17 protein-coding genes are annotated in these 15,965 nt (G+C 60.7%); all 17 read left to right on the forward strand.

Features of this window, described 5'->3' with window-relative positions:
• Window positions 1-4 precede the first annotated feature (4 nt).
• The 17 genes from QMK47_RS08855 (at window position 5) to QMK47_RS08935 (ending at window position 15,952) form a co-directional block, all read left to right on the forward strand.
• Entirely contained in the window at window positions 5-1,711 is a 1,707-nt protein-coding gene (locus tag QMK47_RS08855) for a SpoIIE family protein phosphatase (protein ID WP_258690584.1), read from the forward strand.
• 31 nt (window positions 1,712-1,742) lie between these two features.
• A complete protein-coding gene (locus QMK47_RS08860; protein WP_253472429.1) occupies window positions 1,743-2,087 on the forward strand; it encodes an Hpt domain-containing protein in 345 nt (114 codons plus the stop codon).
• 88 nt (window positions 2,088-2,175) lie between these two features.
• Window positions 2,176-3,549 (forward strand): flagellar hook-length control protein FliK, encoded by a 1,374-nt coding sequence (locus QMK47_RS08865; protein ID WP_258690585.1) that lies wholly within the window; start codon window positions 2,176-2,178, stop codon window positions 3,547-3,549.
• A 231-nt stretch (window positions 3,550-3,780) separates the two neighbouring features.
• Window positions 3,781-4,284: a flagellar basal body-associated protein FliL gene (gene fliL / locus QMK47_RS08870; RefSeq protein WP_212797040.1), complete on the forward strand. Its 504-nt coding sequence runs from the start codon at window positions 3,781-3,783 to the stop codon at window positions 4,282-4,284.
• Between the two features lie 9 nt (window positions 4,285-4,293).
• Window positions 4,294-5,262 (forward strand): flagellar motor switch protein FliM, encoded by a 969-nt coding sequence (fliM, locus tag QMK47_RS08875; RefSeq protein WP_018611773.1) that lies wholly within the window; start codon window positions 4,294-4,296, stop codon window positions 5,260-5,262.
• Window positions 5,263-5,333: 71 nt separating this feature from the next.
• Window positions 5,334-5,792: a flagellar motor switch protein FliN gene (gene fliN / locus QMK47_RS08880; protein ID WP_003199107.1), complete on the forward strand. Its 459-nt coding sequence runs from the start codon at window positions 5,334-5,336 to the stop codon at window positions 5,790-5,792.
• Window positions 5,793-6,230, forward strand: a complete 438-nt coding sequence (gene fliO, locus QMK47_RS08885) for a flagellar biosynthetic protein FliO (RefSeq protein ID WP_253472433.1) — start codon at window positions 5,793-5,795, stop codon at window positions 6,228-6,230.
• Window positions 6,230-6,979, forward strand: coding sequence for a flagellar type III secretion system pore protein FliP (fliP, locus tag QMK47_RS08890; protein WP_253472435.1), 750 nt, complete (start codon window positions 6,230-6,232; stop codon window positions 6,977-6,979). Before fliO ends, fliP begins: the two co-directional genes overlap by 1 nt.
• A gap of 23 nt (window positions 6,980-7,002) precedes the next feature.
• A complete protein-coding gene (fliQ, locus tag QMK47_RS08895) occupies window positions 7,003-7,272 on the forward strand; it encodes a flagellar biosynthesis protein FliQ (protein ID WP_003199113.1) in 270 nt (89 codons plus the stop codon).
• Between the two features lie 4 nt (window positions 7,273-7,276).
• Window positions 7,277-8,059, forward strand: coding sequence for a flagellar biosynthetic protein FliR (gene fliR, locus QMK47_RS08900; RefSeq protein ID WP_214510742.1), 783 nt, complete (start codon window positions 7,277-7,279; stop codon window positions 8,057-8,059).
• A gap of 3 nt (window positions 8,060-8,062) precedes the next feature.
• Complete coding sequence (flhB, locus tag QMK47_RS08905) at window positions 8,063-9,199, forward strand: flagellar biosynthesis protein FlhB (RefSeq protein ID WP_253472437.1); 1,137 nt, start codon at window positions 8,063-8,065, stop codon at window positions 9,197-9,199.
• 232 nt (window positions 9,200-9,431) lie between these two features.
• Window positions 9,432-11,561, forward strand: coding sequence for a flagellar biosynthesis protein FlhA (flhA, locus tag QMK47_RS08910; RefSeq protein ID WP_253472439.1), 2,130 nt, complete (start codon window positions 9,432-9,434; stop codon window positions 11,559-11,561).
• 11 nt (window positions 11,562-11,572) lie between these two features.
• On the forward strand, window positions 11,573-12,922 hold the full coding sequence (gene flhF / locus QMK47_RS08915; protein ID WP_024618179.1) for a flagellar biosynthesis protein FlhF: 1,350 nt from the start codon (window positions 11,573-11,575) through the stop codon (window positions 12,920-12,922).
• A 116-nt stretch (window positions 12,923-13,038) separates the two neighbouring features.
• On the forward strand, window positions 13,039-13,869 hold the full coding sequence (gene fleN / locus QMK47_RS08920) for a flagellar synthesis regulator FleN (protein WP_003184001.1): 831 nt from the start codon (window positions 13,039-13,041) through the stop codon (window positions 13,867-13,869).
• Entirely contained in the window at window positions 13,866-14,609 is a 744-nt protein-coding gene (gene fliA / locus QMK47_RS08925; protein ID WP_014337177.1) for an RNA polymerase sigma factor FliA, read from the forward strand. Before fleN ends, fliA begins: the two co-directional genes overlap by 4 nt.
• A 167-nt stretch (window positions 14,610-14,776) precedes the next feature.
• Window positions 14,777-15,148 (forward strand): chemotaxis response regulator CheY, encoded by a 372-nt coding sequence (locus tag QMK47_RS08930; RefSeq protein ID WP_003199125.1) that lies wholly within the window; start codon window positions 14,777-14,779, stop codon window positions 15,146-15,148.
• An 18-nt stretch (window positions 15,149-15,166) separates the two neighbouring features.
• On the forward strand, window positions 15,167-15,952 hold the full coding sequence (locus tag QMK47_RS08935; RefSeq protein ID WP_320390060.1) for a protein phosphatase CheZ: 786 nt from the start codon (window positions 15,167-15,169) through the stop codon (window positions 15,950-15,952).
• Window positions 15,953-15,965 lie beyond the last annotated feature (13 nt).

The following is a 15,965-nucleotide window of genomic DNA, read 5'->3' on the forward strand; positions in this document are numbered from 1 at the left end:
CGCCATGCAATCGTCGTCGGAACCATTGACGGTCCTGATTGCCGAAGACAGTGCCGCTGATCGACTGCTGTTGTCGACCATCGTCCGTCGCCAGGGGCATCATGTGCTCACTGCGGCCGATGGCGCCGAAGCGGTCGACGTCTATCTGCAAAAGCGTCCGCACCTGGTGCTGATGGACGCAATGATGCCGGTGATGGACGGCTTCGAAGCCGCGCAGAAAATCAAGCAGTTGGCCGGGGACCAGTTGGTCCCGATCATTTTTCTCACCTCGTTGACTGAGAGCGAAGCCCTGGCCCGTTGCCTGGAGGCGGGCGGCGACGATTTCCTGGCCAAACCCTACAATCAAGTGATCCTGGCGGCCAAGATCAAGGCCATGGACCGTTTGCGTCGGTTGCAGGCCACGGTGGTGGAGCAGCGCGACCAGATTGCCCGGCACCATGACTACTTGCTCAACGAGCAACGGGTCGCCAAGGCCGTGTTCGACAAGATCGCCCACTCCGGCTGCCTGAGCGCGCCGAACATCCGTTACTTGCAATCGCCTTATGCCTTGTTCAACGGTGACCTGCTGCTGGCAGCGTTCAATCCGGCCGGCGACATGCACGTCCTGCTGGGGGATTTCACCGGCCACGGTTTGCCGGCGGCGGTCGGCGCGATGCCGCTGGCGGAAGTGTTCTACGGGATGACCGCCAAAGGCTACGGCCTGGCGCAGATCCTGCGAGAGATGAATGCCAAGCTCAAGCGCATCCTGCCCGTGGACATGTTCTGTTGCGCGACGTTGTTATGCCTGAGCTTCCAGCGTTGCACGGTAGAGATCTGGAACGGCGGCATGCCTGATGGATACCTGCATGACAGCCTCAGTGGCGTGCGTACGCCATTGCCGGCGCGTCACCTGCCGTTGGGCGTGCTCACCCCTCAATTATTCGATGACCGCACCGAAGTGCATACCATGTCGCTGGGTGACCGGGTGTTCCTGTTGTCCGATGGCGTGATCGAGACCAGTGACCGCGACGACCAGCCATTTGGCGTGGAACGGTTGCAGCAGGTATTTTCAGCCAACCGTGAACCTGACCGTCTTTTTGAGGATATCCAGCAGGCCTTGCAGGATTTTCGCGGTGAGGCCCGTGACGATTTCAGCATGGTCGAGGTGCGACTGGTCGCGCCGACGCAACTCAATCCGCCGCCACCGGTCTATTCCGATAGCGGCCAGTCCAGCCCGCTGGATTGGTCGGTGAGCTTCGAGTTCCGGGCGCAGACGCTCAAACGCTTCAATCCGATGCCCTATTTGCTGCAGTTGTTACTTGAGGTCCATGGGCTCAGGGTACAGAGTGGCGCCCTTTACAGCGTCATGTCGGAGCTGTATTCCAATGCCCTGGATCATGGGGTGCTGGGGCTCGACTCCAGCCTCAAGCGTGACGCGGTGGGTTTTGCCCGCTATTACAGAGAGCGCAATACGCGCCTGGATGAGCTGAGCGACGGCTATGTGCGGGTGCACTTGCATGTCTCGCCAAACGGCGAGGGTGGGTGCCTGGCCATAGAGGTCGAGGACAGTGGCGAGGGTTTTGATGTCGCCAGGGTGCTGACGCGTCCTGTGGACACTGATCGGTTGTCGGGGCGCGGCGTGAGCCTGGTACGCCAGTTGAGCCACCAAGCCAGCTGGTCAGACGATGGTCGTAGTGCGCGCGTGGAGTTTTTCTGGGAGGCTCCGGCCTAATCGGCGCCATTCTTGATCAGGGAGCGAACAAGTGAACGAAATTCATCTGGACCGCGACGTACTCAGCACGCTGAAGGAAGTCATGGAGGAGGGGTATCCGGAGTTGCTGGATACGTTTCTCAATGACTCGGAGGCTCGCTTGCGCGTGCTGCATGAGGCACGGGACGCTGAAAAACTGAGCGCCACGGCCCACAGCTTCAAGGGCAGCAGCAGCAACATGGGCGCTATCCGCCTGGCCGAGCTGTGTGGCGAACTGGAACAGCGTGCCAAACAGCCGTCATTGGGCGGTATCGAGAAACTGGTCAACGAAATCGACAGCGAATTTGCTTATGTTCGCAAGCTTTGCAGGGAAGAGCGCGCAGGCTTTCACTGCTGAGATTTGACGGTCGGGCAGACATTGGCCCGTGCCTTGCATTGCCTAGTCTCGACTGTACCTATGATTCCAGTGCAGCGGAGACCTTTTTATGCCCGTTACCCCCAATACACTGCTTCAGGCCTCTGTCCAGGCCAAGCCCAAGGCCGCCGTCAATTCACCGGCAGCGGCCCCGGATCTCGGGGATAGAGCCTCCAGCTTCGCTCAAGTCTTCGCCAAGCAGGCGCCTGTCAAGACCGCTGCGGCCCCAGAGCCACCAGTGAAATCGGCGCGCGACAACGCCTCCAGCAACACCGTCAAAAAAGACACCGGCAACCAAACCCCTGCCGCCTCGGAACCGACGGTTGCCGATAGCGGCAAACCCTTGCCCGCGGACAAACCGGCCAGCGCCGACGATGAGACCGCCAGTGACGACAACGCCGACTCGGCTGAAACGCCAGTGGCGGATGCTGCCTCCGTCGATCCGAGCCTTGATCCAGGATTGCTGCCCGACATGACGGTGCCGGTGGCGACAATCGCACCGGAACCTGCGCCTGTGGCCACGACCGAGGTTCAGGTCACCACGGTCGTCGAGGCACCGGTTACCCCGCTGGTCGCGCCAGCCCAGGCTGCGGTGGTCCCGGAGGTCGACCCAGCCTTTGACCCTGAAGCCGACCCGCTCGACGCATTGCCCGCCTTGCGGTTGGCCATGGAGCAGGGCGGTCATGTTTCCGCCACCAGCCAGGCGCAATCCAAGACTGCCGCCCCGGCGTCGCTCGACGGTGAGCCGACTTCGGCGCAGACCTTCGCCGCAGGCATGGCGAGCATGCTCACCGTGCAGGCCGACCAGAACAGTACCGAGTCCGGCAGCCAGGGCGGTGACAAGGCATTCGGCGGCTTGATCAGCGAGGGTCTCAAGGACCTTAACGCCGCGTCCAGTGATACTCGCGTGGACGATTTCGCCAACCGCCTGGCCGCACTGACCCAGGCTGCTACGCCCAAGACCGCCAACGCGGTGCCGGTCAACCAGCCTATCGCGATGAATCAGAGCGGTTGGACCGAAGAGGTGGTCAACCGGGTGATGTACCTGTCCAGCGTCAATCTCAAGGCGGCCGACATCCAGCTGCAACCCGCCGAACTCGGACGCCTGGATATCCGGGTGAACATGGTTCCGGACCAGCAGACCCAGGTCACGTTCATGAGCGCCCACTCCGGCGTTCGCGAAGCCCTCGAAGGCCAGTTGCATCGCCTGCGGGACAGTTTTGCCCAGCAGGGCATGGGCCAGGTCGATGTCAGCGTGTCCGATCAATCCCGTGGCTCGCAGAACCAGGGGCAGCAGGCCCAGCAGCAAGCCCAGGCCGGGCGCACGACGTCGTCCGGTGGGCGAGTGGACTCGGTGGATGAGCACCTGCCGGCCAGCGTCGCGGAAGTGGCGACCAGTACCACCAGCGTCATCGGCAGCAGCGCGGTCGACTACTACGCCTAATGTCACACCTCCCCCTCTGTGGGAGCGAGCTTGCTCGCGATAGCGGCTTGTCAGTCACCTTGCAGGTAACTGATCCTTCGCTATCGCGAGCAAGCTCGCTCCCACATTGGTTTTAGGGCGATCAAAGATTGCATCCGGCTCGCCATCTCCTCTCTTGCCACTTCTGGCATAACACTTGCTCCTGCCTTGCCGTGCAACAGTGAAAACCCCGATTAGTGACGGATTATTGGCATGGCGAAGAGTGAAGCAGCAGCTGTAAAAGACCCTGCAACCAAAGGCAAACTCAAGCTGATCATCGTGATCGTAGTGGGGTTGCTCCTGGCGATCGGTGTGTCCGTGGGCGCGACCTGGTATTTCATGCACAGTGCCCAAAGCAAGCCGGCAGTCGCGGCCGAAGCTGCGCCAGTGGGCAAGCAGCCGGCGATTTTCGAACCGATGGCGCCAGCCTTCGTGGCCAACTACACCCAGAACGGTCGTCAGCGCTACATGCAGGTGAGCATTACCCTGTTGGGTCGCAACCAGGCTGACCTGGAGGCGCTGCGGGTGCATATGCCACTGATCCGCAATAACCTGGTGATGCTGTTTTCCGGACAGAATTTCGACACCCTGGCCACTCCGGTCGGCCAGGAAATGTTGCGTCAGAAAGCCACGGCCAGCGTGCAGGAAGTCGCTCAGAAAGAGCTTGGCAAAGTGGTGATCGAACAGTTGCTCTTCACTAACTTCGTATTGCAGTAGGAACACGACATGGCCGTGCAGGACCTGCTGTCCCAGGACGAAATCGATGCGCTGTTGCATGGTGTCGACGACGGTCTGGTACAGACCGAAAACGCTGCTGAACCGGGCAGCGTCAAAAGCTACGACCTGACCAGCCAGGATCGCATCGTTCGCGGACGCATGCCGACCCTGGAAATGATCAACGAACGTTTCGCCCGCTACACCCGCATCAGCATGTTCAACATGCTGCGCCGTTCGGCCGACGTGGCCGTCGGTGGCGTGCAGGTGATGAAGTTCGGTGAGTACGTGCACTCGCTGTACGTGCCCACCAGCCTCAACCTGGTGAAGATCAAGCCGTTGCGTGGCACCGCGTTGTTCATCCTTGACGCCAAATTGGTGTTCAAGCTGGTGGATAACTTCTTCGGGGGTGACGGTCGTCACGCCAAGATCGAAGGTCGTGAATTCACCCCGACCGAGCTGCGGGTGGTGCGCATGGTACTGGAGCAGGCCTTCGTCGACTTGAAGGAGGCCTGGCAGGCGATCATGGAAGTGAACTTCGAGTACATCAACTCGGAAGTGAACCCGGCCATGGCCAACATCGTCGGCCCGAGCGAGGCCATTGTGGTCTCGACCTTCCACATCGAACTCGATGGCGGTGGCGGCGATCTGCACGTGACCATGCCGTACTCGATGATTGAGCCAGTGCGTGAAATGCTCGACGCCGGTTTCCAGTCGGACCTCGACGATCAGGACGAGCGCTGGATCAACGCTTTGCGCCAGGACGTGCTGGATGTCGACGTGCCGGTCGGCGCTACCGTCGCTCGGCGCCAACTGCGTCTGCGGGACATCCTGCACATGCAGCCGGGGGACATCATCCCCGTCGAGATGCCGGAAGAGATGATCATGCGCGCCAATGGCGTGCCGGCCTTCAAGGTCAAGATGGGCTCTCACAAAGGCAACCTGGCGTTGCAGGTGATCGAGCCGATCGAACGCCGCTGAGCGGTGTCGAACGCCTTAAGTTTGTAACGGTTTTTGCTTCTAACTGAATTTTTGCCCGCCGAGGACACATGATGGCTGACGATATGAATACCCAGGATGACCAGGCGCTGGCCGACGAATGGGCTGCGGCCCTGGAAGAAACCGGCGATGCCGGGCAAGCCGATATCGACGCCTTGCTGGCGGCCGACACTGGCGCCCATGCGTCCAGCCGCCTGCAGATGGAAGAGTTTGGCAGCGTGCCGAAGAGTCATGAACCGGTGACGCTCGATGGCCCGAACCTGGATGTGATTCTCGATATCCCGGTGTCGATCTCCATGGAAGTGGGCAGCACCGACATCAACATCCGCAACCTGCTGCAGCTCAACCAGGGCTCGGTGATCGAACTGGACCGCCTGGCCGGTGAGCCGCTCGATGTACTGGTCAATGGCACCTTGATCGCCCATGGCGAAGTGGTGGTGGTCAACGAGAAGTTCGGCATTCGCCTGACGGACGTGATCAGCCCGAGCGAACGCATCAAGAAGTTGCGCTGAGTGAAAGCTTTCTTCGCAGCAGCCGCGATGCTGCCATTGAGTGTGCTGGCGGCCGAACCGGTCGCCACGGCCGTCGCTGCGCCGGCAGCAGGCAGTGGTGTCGCCGGGCAATTGGCGCAATTGGTGCTCGGCTTGCTGCTGGTGCTGGGCTTGATCTTCTTTCTCGCCTGGCTGTTGCGGCGTGTGCAGCAGGCGGGGCCGGCTGGCAAGGGGCAGGTCATCGACATTGTCGGTACCCGCGCGCTCGGGCCGCGCGACCGGCTGGTGCTGGTGCAGGTCGGTAACGAGCAGATCCTGCTGGGCTTGAGCCCCGGCACCATCACCGCCTTGCACGTCCTCAAGGAGCCGGTGCAGGTGCCCTCCGCCGAGCAGGCCAGCCCCGAATTTGCCCAGCGCCTCATGGAACTGTTAGGTAAAGACCAGAAGGATAAAAAGTAATGCCGTTGCGCATTCTGTTGGCATTGGCCTTGATGCTGGCCGCACCGTTGGCATTCGCCGCCGATCCGCTGTCGATCCCGGCGATCACTCTCGGAACCAACGCCGAAGGGGCCCAGGAATACTCGGTCAGCCTGCAGATCCTGCTGATCATGACCGCGCTGAGTTTCATCCCGGCGTTCGTCATGCTGATGACCAGCTTCACCCGGATCATCATTGTCTTTTCGATCCTGCGCCAGGCCCTGGGCCTGCAACAGACCCCCTCGAACCAGATCCTCACCGGCATGGCGCTGTTCCTGACCATGTTCATCATGGCGCCGGTGTTCGACCGGGTGAACCAGGATGCGTTGCAACCTTACCTGGCAGAAAAAATCACCGCCCAGGATGCCGTGGTCAAGGCTGAAGTGCCGATCAAGGACTTCATGCTGGCCCAGACTCGCAGCAGCGACCTGGAGCTGTTCATGCGCCTGTCCAAGCGTACCGACATTCCCAGTGCCGATCAGGCGCCGCTGACCATCCTGGTGCCAGCGTTCGTGACCTCCGAGCTCAAGACCGCGTTCCAGATCGGCTTCATGATTTTCATCCCGTTCCTGATCATTGACCTGGTGGTCGCCAGTATCCTGATGGCCATGGGCATGATGATGCTTTCTCCGCTGATCATTTCCCTGCCGTTCAAGATCATGCTGTTTGTGCTGGTGGATGGCTGGGCGCTGATCATCGGTACCCTGGCGGGCAGTTTCGGTGGTGTTTAGGCCTTTTGTGCGGGGAGGGCGATATGACGCCTGAAGTAGCGGTAGACCTGTTCCGTGAAGCGCTCTGGCTGACGACCACGATGGTCGCCATCCTGGTGATCCCCAGCCTGCTGGTGGGGTTGCTGGTGGCGATGTTCCAGGCCGCGACCCAGATCAACGAACAGACCTTGAGCTTCCTGCCGCGCCTGCTGGTGATGTTGGTGACGCTGATCGTCGCCGGGCCCTGGCTGGTGCAAACCTTCATGGAATACATCCTGCAGTTGTACGGCAGTATTCCGCAGTTGATCGGCTGACCTCATGTCGATGCTCGCGCTGACGGACACCCAGATCAGTTCCTGGGTGGCATCGTTCGTCCTGCCACTGTTTCGCGTCACCGCGGTGCTCATGAGCATGCCGGTCTTCGGCACGACCCTGGTGCCCCGGCGCGTGCGCCTGTATTTCGCCCTGGCGATCACGGTGGTCATCGCGCCCGGGCTGCCGCCGATGCCATCGGTTCATGCGCTGGACCTCAGCGCACTGATGCTGGTGGCCGAGCAGATCCTTATCGGTACCTTGATGGGGTTCTCGCTGCAGCTGTTCTTCCAGGCGTTCGTGGTGGCCGGGCAAATCATTTCGATCCAGATGGGCATGGCCTTCGCGTCCATGGTCGACCCCACCAATGGCGTGACGACGGCGGTGATCGGTCAGTTCCTGACGATGCTGGTGACCCTGTTGTTCCTCGCCATGAACGGGCATCTGGTGGTGTTCGAGGTCTTGACCGAGAGTTTTACCACCATGCCGGTGGGCAGTGCGTTGCTGGTCAATCATTTCTGGGAAATCGCCGGCAAGCTCGGTTGGGTCCTCGGTGCGGCGATGGTGCTGGTATTACCCGCGATCACCGCGTTGCTGGTGGTCAACATCGCCTTTGGCGTGATGACCCGGGCGGCGCCGCAACTGAACATTTTCTCCATTGGTTTCCCGCTGATCCTCACGCTGGGCATGGTGATTTTCTGGATCAGCCTGGGGGATATCCTCAACCAGTATCGGCCGCTGGCCACCGAGGCCTTGCAGCTGCTACGCGACATGGCACAGGCACGCTGAACCATGGCCGAGAGCGAGAGTGGCCAGGACAAGACAGAAGACCCCACGGAGAAGCGCCTGCGCGAATCCCGGGAAAAGGGTGAGACCGCCCGCTCCAAGGAACTCAATACGCTGGCGGTGATGCTGGCCGGGGCGGGTGGGTTGCTGATCTATGGTGGCGGGTTGGCCCTGGACCTGCTGGAAATCATGCGGCTGAATTTCTCGCTGCCCCGTGAGGTGCTGCTCACGCCGGGGTCCATGACTCAGTATCTGCTGCACTCAGGCAAAATCGCGATTCTGGCGATACAGCCGGTTCTGATCTTCCTGTTGCTGGCCGCTGTTATCGGCCCGATTTCCCTGGGCGGCTGGTTGTTCGCCGCCGGTAGCCTGGCCCCCAAATTCAGTCGGATGAACCCCGCCGCTGGTCTTAAGCGCATGTTTTCGACCTCGGCGCTGATGGAACTGCTCAAGGCTTTCGGGAAATTCCTGCTGGTTCTGTTTGTCGCGCTGACGGTGTTGCAGTCCGACATCGACGATCTGTTGCGCATCGCTCACGAGCCGCTGGAGCAGGCCATCATCCACAGTGTGCAGTTGGTGGGGTGGAGCACGTTGTGGATAGCCTGCGGCCTGATCCTGATCGCTGCCATCGACGTGCCGATCCAGCTGTATCAGAGCAAGCAGAAGCTGATGATGACCAAGCAGGAAGTGCGCGACGAGCACAAGGACTCGGAGGGCAAGCCGGAGGTCAAGCAGCGGATTCGCCAGTTGCAGCGCGAAGTGTCCCAGCGGCGGATGATGGCTGCGATCCCGGACGCCGATGTGGTCATCACCAACCCGACCCACTATGCCGTGGCGCTCAAGTACGACCCCGAGAAAGGCAACGCTCCCGTGCTGCTGGCCAAGGGCAGTGACTTCCTGGCGCTGAAGATCCGTGAGATCGCCGTGGCCAATGAGGTGATGCTGCTCGAGTCCCCGGCACTGGCACGGTCGATTTACTACTCCACCGAACTCGACCAGGAAATCCCCGGCGGCCTGTACCTGGCCGTGGCACAGGTGCTGGCCTACGTCTACCAGATCCGCCAGCACCGTGCCGGCAAGGGCAAGCGCCCCGAACCGCTCAAGGACCTGCCGATCCCGCCGGATTTGCGGCGTGATTCCTGAGTCGGGCTGGCACAAAAAACTGTGGGAGCGAGCTTGCTCGCGATTGCGCTGGTTCAGTCGACTAAGGGGGTGACTGACAAGTCGCTATCGCGAGCAAGCTCGCTCCCACAGGTTCGCGTCCCTTCAACCCCTCTATTTCAGCCGCCTACAAAAGTTGGAAGGCTTCTTGCAATACCCCGTCTGCGCCCCTTCCGGGCGTCAAAAGTTTGCTTCACAGGAACGGGGAATATTGGTGGATCGCTCTCAGTTATTCAGCGCCGCGCGCAGCAATGTCGTAGACCTCAGCCGGGGTAATCTGGGCGTGCCGCTGTTGCTGCTGGTCATGCTCGCCATGATGATGCTGCCGGTGCCGCCGTTCCTGCTGGACGTGTTCTTCACGTTCAACATCGCCCTGTCGATCGTTGTGCTGCTGGTGTGCGTATACGCCCTGCGGCCGCTGGATTTCGCTGTATTCCCAACCATCCTGCTGGTGGCCACGCTGTTGCGCCTGGCGCTGAACGTGGCATCCACCCGGGTGGTCATGCTCCATGGCCAGGACGGGCATGCCGCCGCCGGCAAGGTGATCCAGGCCTTCGGTGAGGTGGTGATCGGCGGTAACTACGTGGTCGGTATCGTGGTCTTCGCCATCTTGATGATCATCAACTTCGTCGTGGTGACCAAGGGTGCCGGGCGGATTTCCGAGGTGAGCGCGCGTTTTACCCTCGATGCGATGCCCGGCAAGCAAATGGCGATCGACGCCGACCTCAACGCCGGCCTGATCGACCAGAGCCAGGCCAAGCTGCGCCGTCTGGAAGTGGCCCAGGAAGCCGAGTTCTACGGTTCCATGGACGGTGCCAGCAAATTCGTACGCGGTGACGCCATCGCCGGTTTGCTGATTCTGTTCATCAACCTGATCGGCGGCATGGCCGTCGGTATCTTCCAGCACAACATGACGTTTGGCGACGCCGGCAAGGTCTACGCCTTGTTGACCATTGGTGACGGTTTGGTGGCGCAATTGCCATCACTGTTGTTATCTACAGCGGCTGCGATCATGGTAACCCGTGCTTCGGGCTCCGAAGACATGGGCAAGCAGATCGGCCGGCAAATGTTCGCCTCGCCCAAGGCCCTGGCGGTTGCCGCTGGGCTGATGGCGGTGATGGGCCTGGTGCCGGGGATGCCCCATGTTTCCTTCCTGAGCATGGCGGCCATGGCGGCAGGCGGTGCCTACCTGTTCTGGAAGAAGCAGAACGTGCAGAAAGTCCAGGCCCTGCAAGAGGTCAAGCGTCAGCAGGAACTGCTGCCGTCGCCGGCACGCGCCATGGAAACCAAGGAACTGGGCTGGGATGACGTGACGCCAATCGACATGATCGGCCTGGAAGTCGGTTACCGCCTGATTCCATTGGTCGACCGCAACCAGGGTGGTCAGTTGCTGGCACGGATCAAGGGGGTGCGCAAGAAGCTGTCCCAGGACCTGGGCTTCCTGATGCCGACCGTGCATATCCGCGACAACCTCGACCTGGCGCCGAGTGCCTACCGCCTGACGCTGATGGGGGTGATCCTGGCCGAAGCCGAGATCTACCCCGACCGCGAGCTGGCGATCAACCCGGGGCAGGTCTACGGCAGCCTCAACGGCATCACCGCCAAGGATCCGGCTTTTGGCCTGGAGGCGGTGTGGATCGAAATCAGCCAGCGGGCCCAGGCGCAGTCCCTCGGCTATACCGTGGTGGACGCCAGTACGGTGGTGGCGACCCACTTGAACCAGATTCTGTACAAGCACTCCAGCGAGCTGATTGGTCACGAAGAAGTCCAGCAACTCCTGCAAGTACTGGCCAAAGGCTCGCCGAAGCTGGCCGAAGAGCTGGTGCCGGGTGTGGTTTCGTTGTCGCATTTGCTCAAGGTGCTGCAGGCGCTGTTGGCCGAACAGGTGCCTGTGCGCGACATACGCAGTATTGCCGAGGCTATCGCCAACAACGCTTCCAAGAGTCAAGATACCGCCGCCCTGGTGGCTGCGGTTCGGGTCGGCGTGTCCCGCGCAATCGTCCAAAGCATTGTAGGCACTGAGTCTGAGCTGCCTGTGATCACCTTGGAGCCAAGGTTGGAACAGATATTGCTCAATAGTCTGCAGAAGGCAGGACAAGGCTCGGAAGAGGGTGTTCTGCTGGAGCCAAGCATGGCCGAGAAGCTGCAGCGTTCGCTGATCGAAGCAGCCCAGCGGCAAGAGATGCAAGGCCAACCGGTGATCCTGCTGGTGGCCGGTCCGATTCGCGCGATGCTCTCGCGATTCGGGCGCCTCGCGGTCCCGGGGCTGCATGTGCTGGCGTACCAGGAAATACCGGACAACAAGCAAGTGACCATCGTTGCGACAGTAGGGCCCAACGGCTGAGGTAGTGGTTTATGCAAGTGAAGCGTTTTTTCGCCGCCGACATGCGTCAGGCCATGAAACTGGTTCGTGACGAGCTGGGCGCTGAAGCAGCCATCATTGGCAACCGTCGTATTGCCGGCGGTGTCGAGCTGACGGCGGCCCTGGATTACAAACTGTCTGCGCTGGCCCCACGGGTTCCGAACATGGAACTCGAAGATGAGCTGCGCAAGACCCAATCGCGCATCGCCAGCGCCCAGGCCGAACTGAGCCTGCGTAGCAGCGAAGGCGAGGGCGCGGCAGGCACCAATCGTCAATTGTTCGCCGGTCAGCCGCTGACCGCCGGCCTGCCGTTGACCGCTGCCGAACCGCTGATCGAGCAGGCCCACGCCGAACCGCGTCGTCCTGAGCCGGCGCCCGCAGCGCCTGCCCGGGGTGTCGATCCGCGTGCCCTGGATTCGATGCGCTTTGAACTCAACAGCCTGCGCGAGCTGATGGAAGTCCAGCTCGGCTCCCTGGCCTGGAACCAGCTGCAAGGCAGCCGTCCAGCCCAGGCCAACCTGTGGCGTCGCCTGCAACGCATCGGCCTGTCCGGCCCGTTGTCCCGGGACCTGCTGGCGCTGATCAATGGTATCGAGGAGCCTCGCCAGGCCTGGCGCATGTTGCTGGCGCACCTGGCGCGGATGATCGCGACCCCGGAAGTCGAGCCGCTGGAAGAGGGCGGGGTAATTGCCATGGTCGGTCCTGCCGGCATGGGCAAGACCACCACCCTGGCCAAGCTCGCCGCCCGTTATGTACTCAAGTACGGCGCCCAGAGCATTGCCCTGGTGAGCATGGACAGTTTCCGCATCGGTGCCCAGGAGCAGCTCAAGACCCTCGGCCGGATCCTCAATGTGTCGGTGACCCATGTGGATCCGGGTCAGTCCCTGGCCCAGGCGCTGGAGCCGCTGCTGCGCAAACGCGTCGTGCTGATCGATACCGCAGGCCTGCAAGCCAGCGATCCAGCCCTGCGCATGCAGCTCGAAAGCCTGGCCGGACGTGGTATCAAGTCAAAAAATTATCTCGTGTTGGCAACCACCAGCCAGAAACAGGTTCTAACCGCCGCATACCACAGCTACAAACGCTGCGGGCTGGCCGGCTGCATCCTGACTAAGCTGGACGAAACGGCAAGCCTGGGCGAGGTGTTGAGCCTGGCGATCGGTCATGAACTACCGGTGGCCTACCTGACCGACGGGCCGCGGATCCCGGATGATTTGCATCTGCCGCGCCGTCATCAACTGGTCAGTCGTGCCGTGAGTGTGCAAATGCAGGAAGAACCCAGCGAAGAAGCCATGGCTGATATGTTCGCTGATATCTACCACAGTCCGACCAAGCAGGTCGGCTGAGGTTATCATGAATATTTTTTGTACCTACATCGATGGTCTGCCATGCATTGTTCCGTATGCGAACGCGCAGCCAGTAATGTGGCCTCCGTCTAAGTAAGACAAGGTAAAGAACGAACATGGGCAGCATGCATCCCGTACAGGTGATCGCGGTGACCGGCGGCAAAGGTGGCGTCGGGAAGACTAACGTGTCAGTGAACTTGTCCCTGGCTCTGGCAGAGCTTGGCCGACGGGTCATGCTGCTGGACGCCGACCTGGGCCTGGCGAACGTCGACGTGTTGTTGGGGCTTACACCCAAACGCACGCTGGCGGACGTGATTGAAGGGCGCTGTGAGCTGCGTGACGTGTTGTTGCAGGGGCCGGGCGGGATTCGCATCGTGCCGGCTGCCTCAGGCACCCAGAGCATGGTTCACCTGACCCCGGCCCAGCACGCGGGCCTGATCCAGGCTTTCAGCGACATCGGCGACAACCTTGATGTGCTGGTGATCGACACTGCTGCCGGTATCGGTGACTCGGTCGTCAGTTTCGTCCGCGCGGCCCAGGAAGTGCTGCTGGTGGTCTGCGACGAACCGACGTCCATCACCGACGCCTATGCCCTGATCAAGTTGCTTAACCGCGACTATGGCATGAACCGCTTCCGCGTCCTGGCCAACATGGCCCAGAGCCCGCAGGAAGGACGCAACCTGTTCGCCAAGTTGACAAAGGTCACGGATCGTTTCCTGGATGTCGCCCTGCAATATGTCGGCGCAGTGCCTTACGACGAAAGCGTACGCAAGGCCGTCCAGAAGCAACGTGCCGTTTATGAAGCCTTTCCACGTTCCAAATGCGCGCTGGCGTTCAAGGCAATCGCCCAGAAGGTCGATACCTGGCCACTGCCGGCCAACCCTCGCGGGCATCTGGAGTTTTTCGTCGAGCGTCTTGTGCAACAAACAGCAGGGCCCGTGCTATGACAGCCAGCGGTTACAACCATCTCTACAAAAAATCGGCACGGGACGCCCAATACGAATTGATCGAGCGTTACGCGCCACTGGTCAAGCGTATCGCCTATCACTTGCTGGCGCGGTTGCCGGCCAGTGTCCAGGTCGAAGACTTGATCCAGGCGGGCATGATCGGCCTGCTCGAAGTGTCGAACAAATACGACGCGAGCAAGGGCGCGAGTTTCGAGACGTATGCCGGTATTCGCATTCGCGGGGCCATGCTCGATGAAGTCCGCAAGGGCGATTGGGCTCCGCGTTCGGTACACCGCAATACCCGCATGGTCAGTGATGCAATTCGGGCAATTGAAGCTAAAACCGGGCGTGACGCTAAAGATCACGAGGTTGCGGCCGAACTCCAGTTGAGTCTCGACGATTATTACGGGATTTTGAACGATACCTTGGGCAGCCGCCTGTTCAGTTTCGACGACCTGTTGCAGGACGGCGAACATGAAGGGCTGCACGAGGATAACGCGAGTGCTCACATGGAGCCGTCGCGTGACCTGGAAGATGAACGTTTCCAGAGCGCGCTGGCGGATGCGATTGCCAATTTGCCGGAGCGTGAGCGGCTGGTCTTGGCGCTGTACTACGACGAAGAGCTGAACCTCAAGGAAATCGGTGAGGTCCTGGGGGTCAGCGAATCGCGGGTCAGCCAGTTACACAGCCAGTGCGCGGCCCGTTTGCGGGGGCGTTTGGGGGAGTGGCGAGCGCGCTGACAGGCAGTGTGGGGAGACTGCGAACGAGGCTGGCCTGGCAGGTGCTGTACCAGTCTCCATCCGTTGTGCTCCAGACCGTTGTCGAGTGTTGTGCCGGATTGATTGAAATGGCGCGTCCAGGTGCTGGGCGCGTTTAAGACTGCTTGGAGGTCGAATTGGACAAGAACATGAAAATCCTCATCGTTGATGACTTCTCAACGATGCGGCGGATCATAAAAAACCTGTTGCGTGACCTTGGGTTCACCAACACGGCCGAAGCAGATGACGGGACCACTGCGCTTCCGATGTTGCACAGTGGCAACTTCGATTTTCTGGTCACCGACTGGAACATGCCGGGCATGACCGGTATCGACCTGTTGCGCCAGGTGCGTGCCGACGAAAAACTCAAGCATCTTCCGGTGCTGATGGTCACTGCCGAAGCCAAGCGCGAGCAGATCATCGAAGCGGCCCAGGCCGGTGTAAACGGCTATGTGGTCAAACCCTTCACGGCCCAGGCGTTGAAAGAGAAGATCGAAAAAATCTTCGAACGCATCGGTTAACGGCGCCACGGGGGAGCTATGGATAACGAATCTTCAATGGGTGATTTCGAATCGACCCTGAAAAAACATGCCCGCGAACTGGTCGACAGCCTTGAAAAAGGTCGCTTTAGCGATGCGGTTCAAATGATCCATGAGCTCAACCAGACCCGTGACCGCGGTCTGTATCAGGAGGTGGGCAAGCTCACGCGTGAATTGCACAGCGCGATTGTCAATTTCCAGATCGACCCGAATATGCCGCAGGCCGAGGAAGTCTCGCAGATCACCGACGCCACCGAGCGTCTGGGTTATGTGGTCAAGCTGACCGAGGCTGCGGCCAACCGCACCATGGACCTGGTGGAAAGCGCAACGCCCCTGGTCAACGGCCTGGGCGACGAAGCCCAGGCCTTGAGCACCGACTGGGGTCGGTTCATGCGGCGCGAAGTCGGCGCCGAAGAGTTTCGGGAGCTGGCCCGTCGGGTCGACGGTTTCCTGACGCGCAGCAGCACCGAGAACCGCGCGGTGGCCAGTAACCTCAACGATATTCTGCTGGCTCAGGACTATCAGGACCTGACCGGCCAAGTGATCAAGCGTGTGACCCAACTGGTCACCGAAGTGGAGAGCAACCTGCTCAAACTGGTGTTGATGGCCAGCCAGGTCGACCGCTTTGCAGGCATCGAACACGACCGTGAAGCGATGCTTGCTGAAAAAGATCCACAAAAACATCTCTCTCAGGGTGAAGGTCCGCAGATTCATGCCGATAAAAGAGAAGACGTTATGTCCGGTCAGGACGATGTGGACGATTTGCTGTCCAGCCTTGGATTCTGAGTTTTAGCCCTGT

Source organism: Pseudomonas sp. P9_35, assembly GCF_034008205.1.
In the GTDB taxonomy this organism is placed as follows: domain Bacteria; phylum Pseudomonadota; class Gammaproteobacteria; order Pseudomonadales; family Pseudomonadaceae; genus Aquipseudomonas; species Aquipseudomonas kilonensis.